Source organism: Pantoea sp. 22096 (assembly GCF_052045955.1).
GTDB lineage: Bacteria > Pseudomonadota > Gammaproteobacteria > Enterobacterales > Enterobacteriaceae > Pantoea > Pantoea alfalfae.
This window is the reverse complement of record NZ_JBQEPW010000001.1, coordinates 1,226,307-1,242,693: the sequence shown is the minus strand read 5'-3', so window position 1 is coordinate 1,242,693 and position 16,387 is coordinate 1,226,307. Positions and strand designations below refer to the sequence as shown.

General features: G+C 53.6%; 20 protein-coding genes. 9 read left to right on the top strand and 11 right to left on the bottom strand.

The features are described from left to right. Positions 1-58: 58 nt before the first annotated feature. Positions 59-1,717, top strand: a complete 1,659-nt coding sequence (locus tag ACTJKZ_RS05730) for a methyl-accepting chemotaxis protein (RefSeq protein WP_222924092.1) — start codon at positions 59-61, stop codon at positions 1,715-1,717. Positions 1,718-1,814: 97 nt separating this feature from the next. Here ACTJKZ_RS05730 and katE read toward each other — a convergent pair whose 3' ends face one another. Then, positions 1,815-4,079, bottom strand: coding sequence for a catalase HPII (gene katE, locus ACTJKZ_RS05725; protein WP_161732511.1), 2,265 nt, complete (start codon positions 4,077-4,079; stop codon positions 1,815-1,817). 386 nt (positions 4,080-4,465) lie between these two features. Between katE and zinT the strand changes: the two genes are divergently transcribed. Beyond that, positions 4,466-5,116 (top strand): metal-binding protein ZinT, encoded by a 651-nt coding sequence (gene zinT, locus ACTJKZ_RS05720; RefSeq protein ID WP_222924090.1) that lies wholly within the window; start codon positions 4,466-4,468, stop codon positions 5,114-5,116. Positions 5,117-5,181: 65 nt separating this feature from the next. On the opposite strand, the gene ACTJKZ_RS05715 is transcribed toward zinT, so the two are convergent. Continuing rightward, entirely contained in the window at positions 5,182-5,547 is a 366-nt protein-coding gene (locus ACTJKZ_RS05715; protein WP_150012898.1) for an MmcQ/YjbR family DNA-binding protein, read from the bottom strand. Between the two features lie 101 nt (positions 5,548-5,648). Between ACTJKZ_RS05715 and ACTJKZ_RS05710 the strand changes: the two genes are divergently transcribed. Continuing rightward, on the top strand, positions 5,649-6,659 hold the full coding sequence (locus ACTJKZ_RS05710; RefSeq protein WP_222924089.1) for a UV damage endonuclease UvsE: 1,011 nt from the start codon (positions 5,649-5,651) through the stop codon (positions 6,657-6,659). Here the strand turns inward: ACTJKZ_RS05710 and ACTJKZ_RS05705 are convergent. The 3 genes from ACTJKZ_RS05705 to ACTJKZ_RS05695 all read right to left on the bottom strand — a co-directional run bounded on the left by ACTJKZ_RS05705 (position 6,652) and on the right by ACTJKZ_RS05695 (position 8,974). Continuing rightward, complete coding sequence (locus ACTJKZ_RS05705) at positions 6,652-7,515, bottom strand: glucose 1-dehydrogenase (protein ID WP_285085800.1); 864 nt, start codon at positions 7,513-7,515, stop codon at positions 6,652-6,654. The two genes, ACTJKZ_RS05710 and ACTJKZ_RS05705, sit on opposite strands and share 8 nt — an antisense overlap. 62 nt (positions 7,516-7,577) lie before the next feature. Beyond that, a complete protein-coding gene (locus tag ACTJKZ_RS05700) occupies positions 7,578-8,426 on the bottom strand; it encodes a manganese catalase family protein (RefSeq protein ID WP_161732501.1) in 849 nt (282 codons plus the stop codon). A gap of 290 nt (positions 8,427-8,716) precedes the next feature. Continuing rightward, complete coding sequence (locus ACTJKZ_RS05695) at positions 8,717-8,974, bottom strand: biofilm development regulator YmgB/AriR family protein (RefSeq protein ID WP_161732559.1); 258 nt, start codon at positions 8,972-8,974, stop codon at positions 8,717-8,719. Positions 8,975-9,525: 551 nt separating this feature from the next. Between ACTJKZ_RS05695 and ACTJKZ_RS05690 the strand changes: the two genes are divergently transcribed. After that, positions 9,526-9,750, top strand: a complete 225-nt coding sequence (locus ACTJKZ_RS05690) for a hypothetical protein (protein ID WP_033732545.1) — start codon at positions 9,526-9,528, stop codon at positions 9,748-9,750. A gap of 100 nt (positions 9,751-9,850) precedes the next feature. Here the strand turns inward: ACTJKZ_RS05690 and ACTJKZ_RS05685 are convergent, their stop codons facing one another. Next, on the bottom strand, positions 9,851-10,102 hold the full coding sequence (locus ACTJKZ_RS05685; protein WP_161732499.1) for a hypothetical protein: 252 nt from the start codon (positions 10,100-10,102) through the stop codon (positions 9,851-9,853). Between the two features lie 337 nt (positions 10,103-10,439). Here ACTJKZ_RS05685 and umuD point away from each other — a divergent pair, with 337 nt between their 5' ends. The 4 genes from umuD to ACTJKZ_RS05665 all read left to right on the top strand — a co-directional run bounded on the left by umuD (position 10,440) and on the right by ACTJKZ_RS05665 (position 13,620). Continuing rightward, positions 10,440-10,859, top strand: coding sequence for a translesion error-prone DNA polymerase V autoproteolytic subunit (gene umuD / locus ACTJKZ_RS05680; protein ID WP_013357748.1), 420 nt, complete (start codon positions 10,440-10,442; stop codon positions 10,857-10,859). Between the two features lie 2 nt (positions 10,860-10,861). After that, positions 10,862-12,130, top strand: a complete 1,269-nt coding sequence (gene umuC, locus ACTJKZ_RS05675; protein WP_161732497.1) for a translesion error-prone DNA polymerase V subunit UmuC — start codon at positions 10,862-10,864, stop codon at positions 12,128-12,130. A 596-nt stretch (positions 12,131-12,726) separates the two neighbouring features. Then, positions 12,727-13,341, top strand: coding sequence for a TetR/AcrR family transcriptional regulator (locus ACTJKZ_RS05670; protein WP_161732495.1), 615 nt, complete (start codon positions 12,727-12,729; stop codon positions 13,339-13,341). A 147-nt stretch (positions 13,342-13,488) separates the two neighbouring features. After that, positions 13,489-13,620: a hypothetical protein gene (locus tag ACTJKZ_RS05665; RefSeq protein ID WP_260058131.1), complete on the top strand. Its 132-nt coding sequence runs from the start codon at positions 13,489-13,491 to the stop codon at positions 13,618-13,620. A gap of 38 nt (positions 13,621-13,658) precedes the next feature. Here ACTJKZ_RS05665 and ycgZ read toward each other — a convergent pair whose 3' ends face one another. The 5 genes from ycgZ to ACTJKZ_RS05640 form a co-directional block, all read right to left on the bottom strand. After that, positions 13,659-13,898 carry a regulatory protein YcgZ gene (gene ycgZ, locus ACTJKZ_RS05660; RefSeq protein ID WP_161732493.1) on the bottom strand — a complete coding sequence of 80 codons (240 nt, stop codon included), beginning with the start codon at positions 13,896-13,898 and terminating at the stop codon, positions 13,659-13,661. A gap of 227 nt (positions 13,899-14,125) precedes the next feature. After that, complete coding sequence (locus ACTJKZ_RS05655) at positions 14,126-14,398, bottom strand: hypothetical protein (RefSeq protein ID WP_260058134.1); 273 nt, start codon at positions 14,396-14,398, stop codon at positions 14,126-14,128. A gap of 421 nt (positions 14,399-14,819) precedes the next feature. Further along, a complete protein-coding gene (locus ACTJKZ_RS05650) occupies positions 14,820-15,050 on the bottom strand; it encodes a YgdI/YgdR family lipoprotein (RefSeq protein ID WP_010245445.1) in 231 nt (76 codons plus the stop codon). 15 nt (positions 15,051-15,065) lie between these two features. Next, positions 15,066-15,299 carry a YgdI/YgdR family lipoprotein gene (locus ACTJKZ_RS05645; RefSeq protein ID WP_010245442.1) on the bottom strand — a complete coding sequence of 78 codons (234 nt, stop codon included), beginning with the start codon at positions 15,297-15,299 and terminating at the stop codon, positions 15,066-15,068. Between the two features lie 369 nt (positions 15,300-15,668). After that, entirely contained in the window at positions 15,669-15,872 is a 204-nt protein-coding gene (locus tag ACTJKZ_RS05640; RefSeq protein WP_061062381.1) for a hypothetical protein, read from the bottom strand. A 189-nt stretch (positions 15,873-16,061) separates the two neighbouring features. On the opposite strand from ACTJKZ_RS05640, the gene ACTJKZ_RS05635 reads away from it, so the two are divergent. Beyond that, entirely contained in the window at positions 16,062-16,376 is a 315-nt protein-coding gene (locus tag ACTJKZ_RS05635) for an MliC family protein (RefSeq protein ID WP_161732489.1), read from the top strand. Positions 16,377-16,387: the final 11 nt, after the last annotated feature.

The window sequence follows — 16,387 nt, the reverse complement described above, 5'->3', positions numbered from 1 at the left end:
AGATAAATGCCTCGCTGGCCGATAACAACTTTATCTTCTCTGATATGAGTCTGCGGACATGCTTAAAAATCTTAAAATAACTCACGGTATTCTGGCGGTGCTTGCCGTCTTTATTACGTTACTGACCCTGACCGGATTTCTGTTCTACAACGGCGTATCCAAAGCCGACAAAAACTTTGTGGCGGCCGAGCAGTTGACGCTGCAGCAGCAGCACCTGAGTGATGCCGTAAAAACCCTGATAAAAACCCGCGTCACCATCAACCGCGTGGCGATCCGCTTCCTGAAAAATCAGCAGGACCCAAAATCCCTTGCGGCGATGGCTGCGCTGCTAACACAGGCAGGTCAGTCAGCGGAAAAAGCGGATGCAGACTTTAAAGCGTGGCAGGCGATGCCGCGTAAAGCAGGACAGGGCGAAGCCCAGTCAACGCAGGTTCAGACTGCCTATCAGCAGATGCGTGACACCATGCTGGCCTCCATTACCTTTCTGAAGCAGGGCAACTACCCGGCGTATGGCAATCTCGAAGCACAGGCGGCGCAGGACCAGCTCGACACGGCCTATGAAGCCTGGCGTGCGGTGAACATCCAGCTGATGAAAGATACCTCTCTGCACAACCAGCGCAGCCTGACCGACGCGCTCTGGGCGCTGCTGACTATCGGCCTGATTACGGCTGTGATTGGTGTGGCAGTCTGGATGGGACTGCAGAAGCTGCTGATTAACCCGCTGGCCAGGCTGACCGCGCATATGCGCGCTATCTCGGCCGGTGATTTAACCTCTGATATTCAGCACGAGGGCCGCAACGAGATGGGCCAGCTGATTCAGGAGCTGCAGCAGATGCGCGATGCGCTGGTGGTCACCATTACCTCGGTCGATGACGCCACCCGCTCGATCTTCACGGGTGCAGCGGAAATTTCCGCCGGCAGCACCGATCTCTCCTCGCGTACCGAACAGCAGGCAGCCGCGCTGGAACAGACTGCCGCCAGCATGGAGCAGCTTACCTCGACGGTGAAACTCAACGCAGACAATGCGCAGCAGGCGACCACGGTGTCGAAAGAGGCATCAGCTACGGCTCTGCAGGGCGGTGAGACCGTTGCCCGGGTGATCGCCAACATGGATCAGATCAGCGAAAGCTCGAATCAGATCGCCGGTATTATCGCCATTATCGACAGTATCGCCTTCCAGACCAATATTCTGGCGCTGAACGCTGCGGTTGAAGCCGCGCGTGCCGGTGAACAGGGTCGTGGATTTGCGGTGGTGGCGGGTGAAGTGCGCTCGCTGGCCGGACGCAGCGCCAGCGCCGCGCAGGAAATTCGCGGACTGATCGACCGCTCAGCCGAGCGGATTAAAACCGGTGCCGGCCATGCTGCGCAGGCGGGCGTCGCGATGGAGAGCATCGTGACGTCGGTGAGTCGCGTCACGCAGCTGATCGAAGAGATCGCCGCCTCCTCGACGGAACAGACCCGTGGCATTGAGCAGGTCTGCAAAGCGGTCTCGGAAATGGATGGCGTGACGCAGCAGAACGCCGCGCTGGTGGAGGAATCCGCCACTGCCGCCGCCTCACTGGAGGAGCAGGCGAGCTACCTGCGTAAAACGGTATCGGTATTCAAAACCGGCACGCTGCATACGGCGTTCTCTGCCGCACCGGTAGCGAAGGCGATTGTTGTGCCAAAACGTCAGCCTGTCGCTGTGATGGATAATGAGAACTGGCAGACCTTCTGATAATGGAACGTCTGACGGATCACCGCACATGCGACAGTGCTCCGGTTTTCAGCATAAAAAAACCGCCCCTGGAGGCGGTTTTTATTCACTCAACGCATCAGGCCGGGACGGACTGTGCCTTCTGGCTGCGCGACCAGACGCGGTGCGCTTTCATCGCCTGCGTGAACTCTGACATCAGCGCGCTCTCCGCCGAGTCGCCCTGCACAATACCTTCTTCCTGATCCGCATCTTCCAGACCGAACTGCGCTTTAAAGCGACGCGCGTTACCCACCAGACCAATCACCTTAAGGTGCTTGTAGGCTTCCAGCAGGAAATAACGGGCATCGCCGCTTAACAGCAGGGCATCGATATTGCCATCCGGTACGATGACCGCATCAAAGGTCAGAGAAGGCAGGCCGGCAAAGGTGGCATCAACCGGCAACACAGAGCCGTCATCCGCGCGCACCTGACCCATATGCGGCGCCAGCAGTTTGGCATGCACACCTTCCGCTTTCAGCGCCTGCAAAATCGCCAGCACATCAGCGGCTTTTACACCATCGCTCAGCAGCAGCGCCACCTGACGACCTTTAATCTCACCATCCGGGATAGCGTAAAGGCTCAGGCTGTCATCTTTGGTCAGGCCGTTCACCGCAGCCGGTGGCTGGAGATTGAGCTGCTCATCAGTCAGGGCAAGTCCGAGGTTATCCGCCACGCCCTGCGCCAGTCTGGTATCAATGCGTGCCAGATGATCGACCACACGCTCACGAATATAGGCGCGCGCCACTTTACTCAGCTCAAACGAGTAAGCACCGATGATGTGCTGCTGCTCGACTTCAGTCTGGCTGTTCCAGAACAGGCGCGGCTGGGAATAATATTCGCCGAATGACGGGCTGCGCTCGCGCACTTTGTGGCCCTCAACCCGCTCCTGATAGCTTTCGAAGCCGCCGCCTGTTGCAGCAGGTGGGGTTTCGCGCGGCCAGTTGTCGTTGATTGAGTTCGGCTCGTAGTTTGCCGGATTGGTGTCGATATCCTGACGATGCATGCCCTGACGCTGGAAGTTATGGTACGGGCAGGTCGGTCGGTTGATCGGGATCTCATGGAAGTTCGGTCCGCCCAGACGACTGATCTGCGTGTCGGTATAGGAGAAGAGGCGACCCTGCAGCAGCGGATCGTTGGAGAAATCCAGACCCGGCACGATATGGCCAGGGTGGAACGCCACCTGCTCGGTTTCGGCAAAGAAGTTGTCCGGGTTACGGTTCAGCACCATCTTGCCGACAATTTCCACCGGCACCAGTGCTTCCGGGATCAGCTTGGTGGCATCCAGAATATCGAAGTCGAATTTGAACTCATCTTCTTCCGGGATCAGCTGCAGGCCCAGCTCATATTCCGGGAAATCACCCGCTTCAATCGCTTCCCACAGATCGCGGCGATGGAAATCGGGATCGCGACCGGTCAGTTTCTGCGACTCGTCCCACAACAGCGAGGCTTTACCCGCCACCGGCTTCCAGTGGAAACGGACAAAGGTCGCTTTGCCTTCGGCGTTAATCAGGCGGAAGGTGTGGATACCGAAGCCTTCCATGGTGCGATAGCTGCGCGGAATGCCGCGGTCTGACATCGCCCAGATGACGTTATGCATGGTTTCCGGCTGCAGAGAGACATAATCCCAGAAGGTATCATGGGCACTCTGGCCCTGCGGGATTTCGTTGTGTGGCTCTGGCTTCACGGCATGCACAAAGTCAGGGAATTTGTGCGCATCCTGAATGAAGAATACCGGCGTGTTGTTGCCGACCAGGTCAAAGACACCCTCTTCGGTGTAGAACTTGGCGGCGAAACCGCGAATATCACGCACGGTATCAGCCGATCCGGCTCCGCCCTGAACCGTAGAGAAACGCACGAAAACCGGCGTGGTCTGCTCGGGATCGCTGAGGAACTGCGCTTTGGTCAGATCTTTCAGGGAGCGGTAAGGCTGAAAATAGCCATGTGCGGCAGAGCCACGGGCGTGCACGATGCGCTCCGGGATACGCTCATGGTCAAAGTGCGTGATCTTCTCACGCATAATAAAGTCTTCCAGCAGCGTCGGACCGCGCGAACCGGCACGCAGTGAGTTTTGATCGTTGGCGATGCGTGTGCCCTGGTTGGTTGTAAGGGCGCGGTCGGTGCCGTTTTTACGGCTGGCTTCAAGCTGGTCAAGTTTGGCGTTGTGCGTCTGTGGTGCTTTCAGGCTGCCTGGGGCGGTAGGCTGCTTGCCTGGCGGGGTCGGTTCGGCTGGGGGCAGATGCGAACCATCTTTCGGTGCCAGCGATCCCAGCCCCGGCTCTGATGATTCCGGGCCGGTGGTCGGTGCGCGTTCGCTCAGGGGTTTCTTCTCAGTTTCTTTCGACATTAATTCATGCTCCAGCTGGTATTTTACGTTCGGCGACACTAAATATAGAACAACCTGAACAATGCTGAGGTTAATTCGGCCATTTAACTGTAGTGACAGCGCCTTTTTCATCCGACAGCAAAACCGGGCTTATCGCTGACTGCTGATTATCGCTTCGCTTATTTACACCTTGTGCCGTCTGGCTTAGCGGCCTGCCAGCTCGCGCCTGCTGTGCTGGCAACGCGCTTTACAACCCCGTCAGATTGCTCTGCGACAGGAGAAGGCTATGCACCAGAAGATGACTCTGATCATTAAAAAAATTAATAGGGCGACAGGCAGATTTAGGTTGAATTGTGAAATGTTATATCATAACATTTCATCCTGTTACATGAATCGGGGATCGGGCTTTGAAAAATCATGCAGGTAAATGGATAGGAATCGCAGGCACGCTGTTAATCAGTCAGCAGGCGCTGGCACATGGTACGCATGCCCATGGAAAACCGCTGTCAGCGATGGAGCAGAAGGCGGCTGAAGGCATCTTCGCTGACAGCGATGTAAAAGATCGTCCGCTCTCTGACTGGGACGGAATCTGGCAGTCGGTCTATCCGCTGCTGAAAAGTGGCGAGCTGGACCCGGTCTGGCAGAAGAAAGCCCAGCAGGACAACAGTAAAACGGCAGAACAGTACAAGGCCTATTATCGCAAAGGCTACGCCACCGACGTCGATACCATTGGCATCGAAAATGGCGTGATGGAGTTCCATGTCGGCGATAAGATCAGCGCCTGCCACTATCACTATTCAGGGCACAAAATCCTGACCTACACGTCCGGGAAGAAAGGGGTGCGCTATCTGTTCGAGTGTCAGGACGCCAGCAGCACCGCCCCGAAATATGTGCAGTTCAGCGATCACACCATCGGGCCGCGTAAGTCCGCCCATTTCCATATCTTTATGGGTAACGCCTCTCAGCAGGCCCTGCTGGCGGAGATGGACAACTGGCCAACCTATTACCCTTACCAGATGTCGAACGCACAGGTGCTGGATGAGATGCTGCACCACTGAGTGCCGGGGCGGGGGCTGATGGCGTGCTGGTCAGGGCGGGTTTTCATTATTACCTTTCGCCGCCTTTATCCCACCCACACCGGGCGGCGTGAGGCAGGGATGCCGCGCACCACCCGCTGATATGACTCCTCAACCAGCTGCTGAATCAGGCCTGGCGACAGGCCGTCGCCGGGATAAACCGTAATCCAGTGGCGCTTATTCATATGGTAACCGGCGGTAATCGAGGGATAGATCACCCGGTGCAGCTCCGCCTGTTGCGGTTCGCATTTCAGGGTGATAATCGGCACTCCCCGCAGTTCGGTCAGCAGTAAAAACACTTTCCCACACACTTTAAAAACCTGATGTTCCGGCCCGAACGGATAGCCCGATTCGGCGGCGGGCAGCCGTTCAGCTGCGTCGATAGCGATACGCTGGATCGCGTGACCCTGCATAGTCTCTCTCCCTGTCATTATTCACTCTGCCTCTGTGGCCCGCGACTGGCTGGTCGCCAGAGGCCTGTTACACTTCTGATAAGCATCAATCAGGAGCAGTCATGAAATTAGGCTTTGCATGTAAGTATCTCAATAGCGACGGCAAACAGTTTTTCCCGTTTCGCGCGACTACCCGTAAACGATTTCTGAGTTTACCGCACGCTGAACGTCACCAGCTGGTTCATGAGATCACCGTTACCAATCTCAATAATCTCTACCTGACGCTTGAGCATCTGGCCACGTTACCCGCGCCGCTGCGAATGATGCGTATCGGCAGCGATCTGCTGCCGCTTTATACGGTGCCCGAAGCGACGCCGTTGTTTGCGGAATTCCTGCCTGAACTCTACCCGCTGTTTGCCCGCTGTGGTGAGCTGGCGCGGGCGCATGACATCCGGCTCTCATTCCATCCGGGCCAATATACCGTGCTGGCTTCCGACAATCCCGATGTCGTGGTGCGAGCCCTGGAAGATGTGGAGTATCACACGCTCTGCGCCTGTCTGATGGGCTACGGCAAAACCTTCCAGGATTTTAAAATCAACATTCATATGAATGGTAAGGCGGGATTCGACGGCTTTAAACACTCATTTAATCAGCTCAGCCCGGAAGCGCGACTGATGCTGACGGTGGAGAATGATGAGATTTCCTGCTCGCTGGATGATGTGCTGCAGGCGGCACCCCTCTGTCCGGTCGTGCTGGATATCCACCATCACTGGGTAAAAGAGAGTGAGTTTATTCAGCCGGATGATGCGCGCGTTGCCAGAGTAATCGACTCATGGCGCGGCGTACGGCCGGTGCTGCACTATTCGATTTCGCAGGAGGGGATTATTCCGCAGGCGGGCTGGCCCGATCAGCAGCAACTGGGCGTGAGCAAAAGCAAACTTCGGGCGCACTCCGACTTCTTTTTCAATCCGACGCTGAATGGCTGGGCGCTGTCGTTCCACGCTTTCGACATCATGTGCGAAGTGAAAATGAAGAATCTGGCGCGGGAGCCGCTTTATCAGTGGGGAATAACGCAGAAGCTGATAGAGAATCCCCTGGCCGAAGCGACCAGGGAATCGGCAAACGTTAAATAATCGCCACGCCGCCTGTGACGGCGATGGTCGCCCCGGAAATGTAGCTGGCTTCATCACTGGCCAGCATCACATAGGTTGGCGCCAGCTCAGCAGGCTGACCGGCACGCTGCAGCGGCACTTCACTGCCAAAGGTCTTCACCTGTTCAACCGGCATGGTCGACGGGATCAGCGGTGTCCAGATGGGGCCGGGCGCAACCGCATTGGCTCGGATGCCTTTTTCCGCCAGCAAGGCGGCCAGGCTACCGGAGAAGTTAACGATGGCGGCTTTGGTGGCGGAGTAGGCGAGCAGTTTCGGTTTCGGCTGGTCAGCATTGATCGAAGCCGTATTAATGATCGACCCGCCTGCAGGCATATGTTTTGTGGCCGCTTTAGTGATGTAAAACATCGCGTACAGGTTAGTCTTCATCGTCCGATCAAACTCGTCGTCGCTGATCGCATCCAGCGAGTCGCGCGTCATCTGATACGCCGCGTTATTCACCACAATGTTAATCTCACCAAAGGCTTCAACGGCTTTATCAACCAGCGCGTTGCAGTGTGACGCATCGGTAATGTCGCCGGGCACCAGGACGGCTTTCTGACCGGCGGCCTCAACCAGTCGGGCGGTATCCTGCGCATCCTCATGCTCATCAAGATAAGAGATCAGCACGTCAGCACCTTCCCGGGCAAAAGCAATCGCCACGGCCCGGCCAATGCCGGAATCGCCGCCGGTAATAATCGCTTTTTTACCCGCCAGACGGCCTGAACCCTGATAACTTTCTTCACCATGATCGGGCTGTGGCTGCATCGCGGCGGTGCTGCCAGGCCACGTCTGCTGCTGCTCTGTGAATGGGGGTTGTGGACGCTGAGTGGATGACATGACTTCTCCTCCGTAAAAAATGGAAAAACCTGTCAGGGCATTGGTCCCTGACAGGCGGGTAATTATGGTTTCGGTGGCGTAACGCCATCAATCTGCTCTGACTGTGCACCGGAGCCGGGACGGGCATTGCCCAGCAGCGGCTCATCACCCAGAATCTCGGGCTGCTGCTTCGCGCTGAACTGCCCATGACCATCGTAAGCCGGGCCACTGCTCCAGCGACCTTCCGGCAGCGGTTTGTCCAGTGAGGTATTCAGGCAGTAGTACGAGTGCTCCTGCGCCTCATGTTCCTGCGGGAAGCTGTTCGGGATCGGCAGCGATGCGTTCAGGCCACCCATCTCTTCGATCACCGCCAGCCACTGCTGCTGGTGCATCGTGTCACGGGCGATCAGGAAGGAGAGGAAGTCCTTCATCCCTTTGTCTTCGGTCATGTTGTAGAGCCGGGTAGCCAGTACGCGGCCGGTGGCTTCTGCAGTGACGTTAGCCAGCATATCTGCCGCCACGTTGCCGGAGGCGTAGATGTGGCTCATGTCGAACGGCATGCCGTTGGCATTCACCGGCATCGCAGCCAGACCGGAAGAGAGGATATGGCGTGGGTTCATGCCACCCAGAATGGCATTAACCACCGGGTCTTTGGCTGACGCTTCCTGGTAAGAGAGCGGTGCGCCTTCAAGGTTCAGCGCCACGGCGTAGCCCAGCATTTCGATATGGCTCAGCTCTTCGGTGGCGGTGGAGATCAGCAGATCCCGAATCCGCACATCACCCCGCGCGCCCATCGCCTGGAAAAAGTATTGCATCGCTACACGAATCTCACCTTCGACGCCGCCGATGGCCTGCTGTAACAGCATGGCAAACTCTGGATCGGGCTTCTCTACACGAACCGGGAATTGAAGTTTTGATGAATGATGAAACATGATTATTTTCCTCGTCTGTGTTTGCAGTAGATGCAGAAAAAGCCTGGGCACAGATATCGGATAAATAAAGCGAACCGAGAGCAATTAATCGCAATTTAAGGTGAAATAAGCGGCAAAAACGCTAAATAGTAGAGCTATATCTGGTCCGGCAGGGCAGGCAGTACGGGAGGTGAATATAGAAGCGGGTGATGCAGTGCAGCAGAAATAAAAAAGCCCCTTTAAAAGGGGCCGATTCCGTAGTGGAAAAGCATCCGTGCTAATTCGCGTTCCGTCATGACAGACACAGGTTTTTAGCTTTCGCTGGTGGCCGTTGCACGCTGCAGAACATGTTCAAGAGCCTGACGGTAAATATCCTGCTTAACCATGTCGCGCTCGCTCTCCAGGCGGTGAATCAGACCCAGCACAATGTCTTTATCGGAGACATGGGCTTTGGCTCGCGCAAGTTCAGCATGAACTGCGGCGATCACCTGTTTTTCTGTGGTCAGCGCTGTACCAGAGTTCATGAAGTAATCAGAAATCTGAGACTCTGTATTCATCGTTGTTTGCATGTCAGGCCTCATAAGAAATTGGGAAGGAATGCGTTGATTCAGATCCGGTAACCGGCTGACGCAAAAAAATTGCATCTGAAGGTGGAAATCCACAACACCTTCAGATGCGGTGCAAAGCACGCTCGTTACAAGTGATTTAACATCACGAGGTAAAGTTATACAAAAATGGCAAAGTTGTACAATAAAATTTGACAAAAGATCACTGGTCAGATGTGTTGAGGGAAAGATGGCACACAGGACAAAGCGAGGCTTTCACTCTTTATGTTATATTATTCAGTGAATTAACAGGGATTTCCCATAAGATGATAACGTCTGCTGGTGAGTGCCAGCTATTTTTCTGCCGTCCTGTAAAACGATACAATAGCCGTTCAGGCAGACATTTTTGCAAAAAACCTGTACAGCCCGTACAGGTTTTTTTGCGCAGGAAAAGCGGACAACGCAACACAGCTGCTGCAATCCTGTCCGCCTGACAGGTCATGCCACATAATTCACTTCCCACGCCTGATGCAGAAGGCTAAGGTTGAGCCCTTATTCATCACAAGGAAATGATCATGGTTCACGACTATTTTGCGATTCCGCCTGCGGGCGTGACGCAGGAACAACATAAACGTTCAGTGGCTGTGGCAGCGGCGCTGTCAGTGGCAAAGGAATCCGTCAGCGCTTCAACGTCAGCAACCGGTTCAAAAGCCTCCTGGGACCTGCAGGCCGTGGCGAATGAAATTGGTAATCTGGCCGATGCGATTCAGGATGCGCTGGAGAGTGATAGCCAGGCTTAAAGGCTAATCCGCAGCGTCTCAGACGGCTGCCGGGACGGGGCAGGGGATGGCAGTGTTCAGGAGCCGGTAACGTCCGGTGAGCGGACGCTGCCGGAGAGTCCTATTCCATCGTGGGTGGCTCATATTTAATATACTGACGCAGGGCGTCATGGATTGCCTGATTATTGCCTTCCTCCAGACCACGTTCGGCATATTCTTTCGCCAGCGCGGCCAGCACATCGTCAAATTTCCCTTTGTAGTTGAGATTATTGAGCGCAATTTGCTGACCGAGTATCGCTTTTAATACCGTGGTCTCAACCGTTAACTGCGCAACGGCTTCTTCCAGATGTTTAATTCTATCGTCGTCTGTCATAACCCCTCCATGCCTTAAAAAAGGCAGAATAACCAGCCCGCTCTGAATATTCAAACCTCGGCGAATGCCACAGAGACGTTGTCAGATTTTCCTTAAGTAAAAATAATCAGCGGGTGAATTTATAAGATTAGTTACTGAAAGAAAAAAACGCTGATATTCCCGTGCTGCGGCAAAAGTAACCCGTTTCCGCTTACTCTCACAGCAGTGAGAAAAAAGAGGATTAAAAAAGTGTATTACCATCAACTCCTTTGCTTAAAAATGTTCCGTGTCACTTGATTAAAAGGGGGATTAGCTATTACTGTATTTATATACAGTAATCTGAGCAAGGAGTGAAATTGTGGAATTCATTAAACCTGCGGACATTCGCGCCGTTATGCCTTTACCGCTTTATATCGAACGTGTGCCGTGCGGATTTCCCTCCCCGGCGCAGGATTATGTCGAACAACGTATCGATCTCAATGCGCTGATGGTGCAGCATCCCAGTGCCACCTATTTTGTCCGCGTCAGCGGCGAGTCGATGATTGAGGCGGGCATTAACGATGGTGATATGCTGGTGGTCGACAGCTCGCTCACCGCCTCACACGGCGATATCGTGGTGGCCGCCGTCGATGGTGAATTTACCGTTAAACGTCTTCAGCTTCATCCCTGCCTGCAACTGATGCCGATGAACACCAAATTTAAACCGATCGCTATCCAGACCGAAGATGCGCTGGAAGTGTTTGGTGTTGTGACCTTTGTTATTAAATCGACGCACTGACCATGTTCGCGCTGGTCGATGTGAACTGCTTTTATGCATCGTGCGAAACCGTTTTCCGGCCCGATCTGAAAGGCAAACCGGTGGTGGTGCTGTCGAATAACGACGGCTGTGTGATTGCGCGCAGCGCCGAGGCAAAAAAAGCCGGCATTAAAATGGGTGCACCCTATTTTAAAATGCGTGAAGAGCTGACGCGTCATGCGGTACAGGTCTTCAGCTCAAATTACGCGCTCTATGCCGACATGAGTGAGCGGGTGATGACCATCCTCGAAGAGATGGCTCCCTCGGTGGAGATCTACTCGATCGACGAGGCGTTTATGGATCTTACCGGCGTGCAGAACTGCATGGCGCTGGAGACCTTTGGCCGGCAGGTTAAAGAACGGATCCGCAAAGAGACCCATCTGACCGTCGGCGTCGGCATTGCACAGACCAAAACGCTGGCTAAGCTGGCGAATTTTGCGGCCAAAAAGTGGAGCAAAACCGGCGGCATTGTCGATCTGTCGGACCCCGAACGACAGAAAAAGCTGCTGGCGCTGATTGATGTGGCTGACGTCTGGGGCGTAGGGCACCGGATCGGCAAACGGCTCAACGCCATGGGCGTTATGACGGCGAAAGATCTGGCCGATCAAAGCACCGAATCCATTCGCAAACAGTTCAGCGTGGTGATGGAGCGTACCGTCAGAGAACTGCGTGGCGAATCCTGCCTGGAACTGGAGTCAGTGACACCGGATAAGCAGCAAATCATGTGTTCCCGTTCGTTTGGCAGCCGCATCTCCGATTATGACCAGATGCGTGAAGCCGTCTGTGCCTATGCTGAGCGTGCGGCAGAGAAGCTACGCCGCGGTAACCAGTATTGCCGTCAGGTGGGGGTCTTTGTGCGTACCAGCCCGCATGCTACGGATGAACCCTTTTATGGTAATCAGTCTACCGGCCAGTTGGTCATCCCGACACAGGACACGCGCGATATTGTCGGCGTTGCGATGGCGTGTCTGGATAACATCTGGATTGAGGGGCATCGCTATATCAAGGCGGGCATCGTGCTGGGGGATTTTTTCAGTCAGGGCGTGGCCCAGCTTGATCTGTTTGACGAGCATCAGCCGCGCCGCAACAGCCAGGAGCTGATGCAGCTGATTGATAAAATTAATAAAATCGGCAGCGGAAAACTCTGGTTTGCTGGGCAGGGGATCAACAAGGCCTGGGCAATGAAGCGCGAGATGCTGTCACCTGCCTATACCACGCGGGTAACGGATTTGCCGGTGGCGGCGGTTAAGTAGGCGCGGGTCCGGCTTCCTCTGTTGCTGACGTAGCAGCAGCTGTTATACGCTTTTTTATCACGCGATTAAAGTGACAGGAAGTGATGCTTTGCCTGGCCCGATGAGTAGTTTTTCATCGGGCATTTTAAAAAAATAACCACGTAAATATAGTGGGTTTCAGAGCGTTTGAAGCCAGAGTCATGCTCTGGCCTGCAATACATTTCACAGCAATCATTCAATCCCGCCACCATGACGACGATGAGATTTATGTGGTCGACGGCAACAGCACTATAAAAACCCGACTCTTTTTATGTTTTGCTGACAATGAGCACCACGCCAGCCTGCTTATTAAGCAGTCTATGTTATGGCTGATTAAAATAAACACGCAGCAACGGGCAGATCGCCGCAAAGAGACCGCGTTATTATCTGAGTAAATCGTGACCGGTTTGCTCTGTAACCTCTGCCGGGTTGCAGGGTACAACCGGTTACTCCCCTTGATCATCAGGCGACAGAAACGGACAGGCGTCAGTGTCAGGCCGCTATCTATACTTGTTACCCATGCCTGGGATAGAATCCGGGCTGATTCTGACAGGAACGTCCTTACCAGACCGGTAACAATGATCATGACAGCGACAGCGCAAAAAAACAAAGAGCGGGGACGTCCCAGAGAGTTCGATATTGAACAGGCTCTGGATCACGCCATGATCGTTTTCCGACAAAAAGGGTATCACGCCACATCAATAAGCGATCTGGGTGAGGCGATGAACCTCTCTGCTGGCAGCATCTACAAGGCCTTTAAAGATAAGCGCTCGCTCTTTCTGCAGGTGTTTGAACGTTATCTGTTGCTCAGAAATACCGAGCTGCGCCGTCGTCTGGCACCCTGTGTCAGCGGACGGGAAAAAATAACCGAGCTATTGCAGTTCTATCTTGACTCGGCGCGCGCCATCGAAGGGCGGCGCGGCTGTCTGGTCGTTGCCAGCGCCATTGCGCTGCAGACGATGGATCAGGCGCTGGGGCAGCGCATTGATGAGGTGGTTCAGCGTAATCAGCGCTTCCTGGTCTCGCTGCTGGAGCTGGGGCAACGGGATGGCTCAATCGATAACACACTGGACAGTGAAGCGGCAGCCGGTTTAATCCTCTGCATGGCATACGGTATGCGGGTTGCAGGCAAGGTCAGCGATGTGACCAACGAACAGCAGACGCTGGCGCTGGCATTGAAAGTGCTGGGGTAATCATTACGGGGAGGGGCATCAGTAAACCGGCATTTCCCCGCCCACGTTTTTCGGACAGAAAAAGTCTGCAGTGCGCTTTTCCCGACGCTGTTTATGTGCCAGGCTTTTACGCTTTATTCTGTAGCGTAGAAAATTAAGGCCTGCTTCGTGAAAACCTCAATCTTACTGACACTCGTCGCCGCTATTGGCTGCTCTGTCTTTGCTGCACAGGGGGGATTTGAAACCCGCGCAGTGAAACATCCGCTGCAACAGCAGGTGACGGAAAGCGGAGAGCCCTGACGCGCTGACAGAAGTCGCTGGCAGAGAGCGTCCGCTGCTTAACGGCCAAACAGCAGGCTGATGAGGGCACGGTAATGACGCTCCTCTTCCTGCGTGGACGCTGTCTCCAGCCGACGGAGAAGTTTGGTGCAGATCGATTTACGGTTTACGTTCCCGCCTGCATGCAGAATTTCCACCACCACCTGACCCAGCGTTTCCTGCTGTGAGGGCAGGCTTGCCGCATTAAAATAACGGGCAATATCGTCTGCCGTCCGCGGCAGTCTCTGGTTCGGGTACATGGATAATTTCCTGTGAGGTGATGGAAAAACGATCAGCTTGCGCCAAAGTTATACAAAAAAATCGAATCTGTATAGCTATTTCAGCGCAGGACCGGTGGTTTTCGTGCGATCTGCATAGCTTCTGGCGATAAACAGAAAAAATGCAAAAACTGGCGTGATGCCGCGGAGTGGTGAGTGGCACCAGGCGAGGCCTGGCACCCTGAACCGACAGGACATTCTTTAGCACATTAGCGGTAATCTTTAAGGTAAACCGGCGCCTGTCCGGTTTCAACCAGCCAGTTTAATTCGGCGCGGTCGCGCGTTGAGGCCTCGATAAAGCCTTTAAGCCAGTTACGTGTATCAGCAATCTGCGCGACGCGCTCATCGCTGCGTTCGTTTTCAGCCATTTCAGCCAGCTGGCGAATCAGTGATACCAGCGTGATCTCCTGCTCTTCAAACGCCAGATTAATGGCGGCTTCACCAAGAATGATATGACCGATTGTTTTATCATGGTAAACCATCAGCGACCTCCTGATTGAATAACGATATGAATAGTCTAGTTAAAGGTCATCCGGACTAAAAGATCGGAAACCGCCGATAAACACAGTTGAAATGATTAAAAAATAAAATGAACCTTTAAGCGAAGCGATAAGCCTCTAATAAAAAAGAATAAAAACAGAGTTCTGTTTTACGGGTAAAAGAGCTTGAGCTATTAAGCTGGTTAAAAAGGGTAGGGGTTGCCTGAAATTCAGATAAGTAATAAGCAGGTGAATCACGATTACTGTCATGTTGACTGCCATATTATGGCTATAACATAACGGATATTTCTGATTCGAATCGGCAGGTGGCGGGAAGCTTCGTTCGTACCACATGTTGCGCTAAGCACAGGAAAAAATAAAGCCGCCCGTAGGCGGCTTTATTAAATGAACGATAGTGCCCGGTTTATTTCTTCGGTACTTCAGAAACCGCTTTAACGTCCGCTTTATTAATCTGTTGCTTCACGCCATTGGCGTCGGTGTAGGCCAGCAGACCGGCATCTGACTCAGAAGGCTTGCCATCACTAATAATGGTACGTCCATCATTAGTCTGAATCGCATAACTGGTACGGGTGCAGCCGGTTAATACGGTCATACCAATCAATGCGGCGAGAGGTAAAATCAGCGCTTTTTTCATCTTATTCACCTTATATTAGTTGTCGAGTTCACTCATATTACTGATCTCATTGCGATTGATCTGCTCAGTTTTTCCTGTCTGAGCATCGCGATAAGAAACCAGGCCAGTATCTGAATCGATCTGCGGTTTACCATCAGTGACAATGGTACGGCCATCAGTGGTCTTAATTGACTGATTCGAGGCGCAGCCTGCAAGCGTACCTAAAGAAAGCGCCAGCAAAGCAATGGCTGACAGGGATTTCATTTTCATTTTTTTTAACTCCATGAAGTATAACCAGACGTTTACAGCATAGACGGCTTTATAGAGTTTGCTGACCCTGTCACGTTTCGCTGCCGGTTTTTTAGACAAAAAAGGGGGGTGTAGCGATTATTCACGGGAATGACGGTGGGGAATAGCATTTATTGCAAATGTGCACGGCTGTTTATGCCGTTTCAGCAGAGGCATTACATGGCCTGAATAAAAGTGAGGTCAGGGTGGAAAATAAGCACGGCAGCCGGAGCAGATATTCTTCGTTAAAGCCAGCGTCGCCATAGGGGTAATCGTCTGCACCAGCGTTAACGGCTGCTTATATCCGCTGGCCCGATACCCTGATGACTATCGGGCCAGTGAAGAAGGGGATCAAAGAATGGAGTCTTCGCCGGCTTTGGCTGCCGCTTTTTCCGCTTTCATGGCGCTGACCGGATCGGATGCGCTCAGCCAGCGATCAAATTTCTGGTAGGTGTCGATAAAGGTTTTAAAGTAGCTGCTGGCGACGGTGGCATTCTCTTTGTGGTTCATAAACGCCACAGCCAGCTTAAATGCATCTTCGTTATCAAATTTCATATTTGTTTTCCTCGCTTAAGATCTATAGAGCGTAGCCTGAGAACGCGGCCTGTGCATTCAGACAACCGCCTGAAAATGCGGAATAATTCAGGCGGCATGACAGCATCCACCAGATTGGCGCGGATTCCCACTTACTTCGCGCAAAATCCTTCTTATAATGCCAGCTTCACTCGTGAAGGAGACCCGCTTATGTTGAAAGGATTGACCGTTGCCGCGGTGCTGTTGCTGTCGGGCTGTAGTCTGATGCATAAACAGCCACCGTTGCCGCAGACCCTGCATTATCGCTGTGGAACCCTGCCCCTGACCGTGACACTGGATGAGGCGAACGAGCAGGTGAGCTTCATCATGGATGGCCAGCCCCTGACGCTGAAGCAGACGGTATCGGCTTCCGGCGCACGCTACAGCGACAACACCTATGTGTTCTGGTCCAAAGGAAACGGCGCATTTATCGAACGTAACGATAAAATCGTCGTGAACGATTGTGAGCTGCAACCTGCCAGCTGACTCTTTATCTG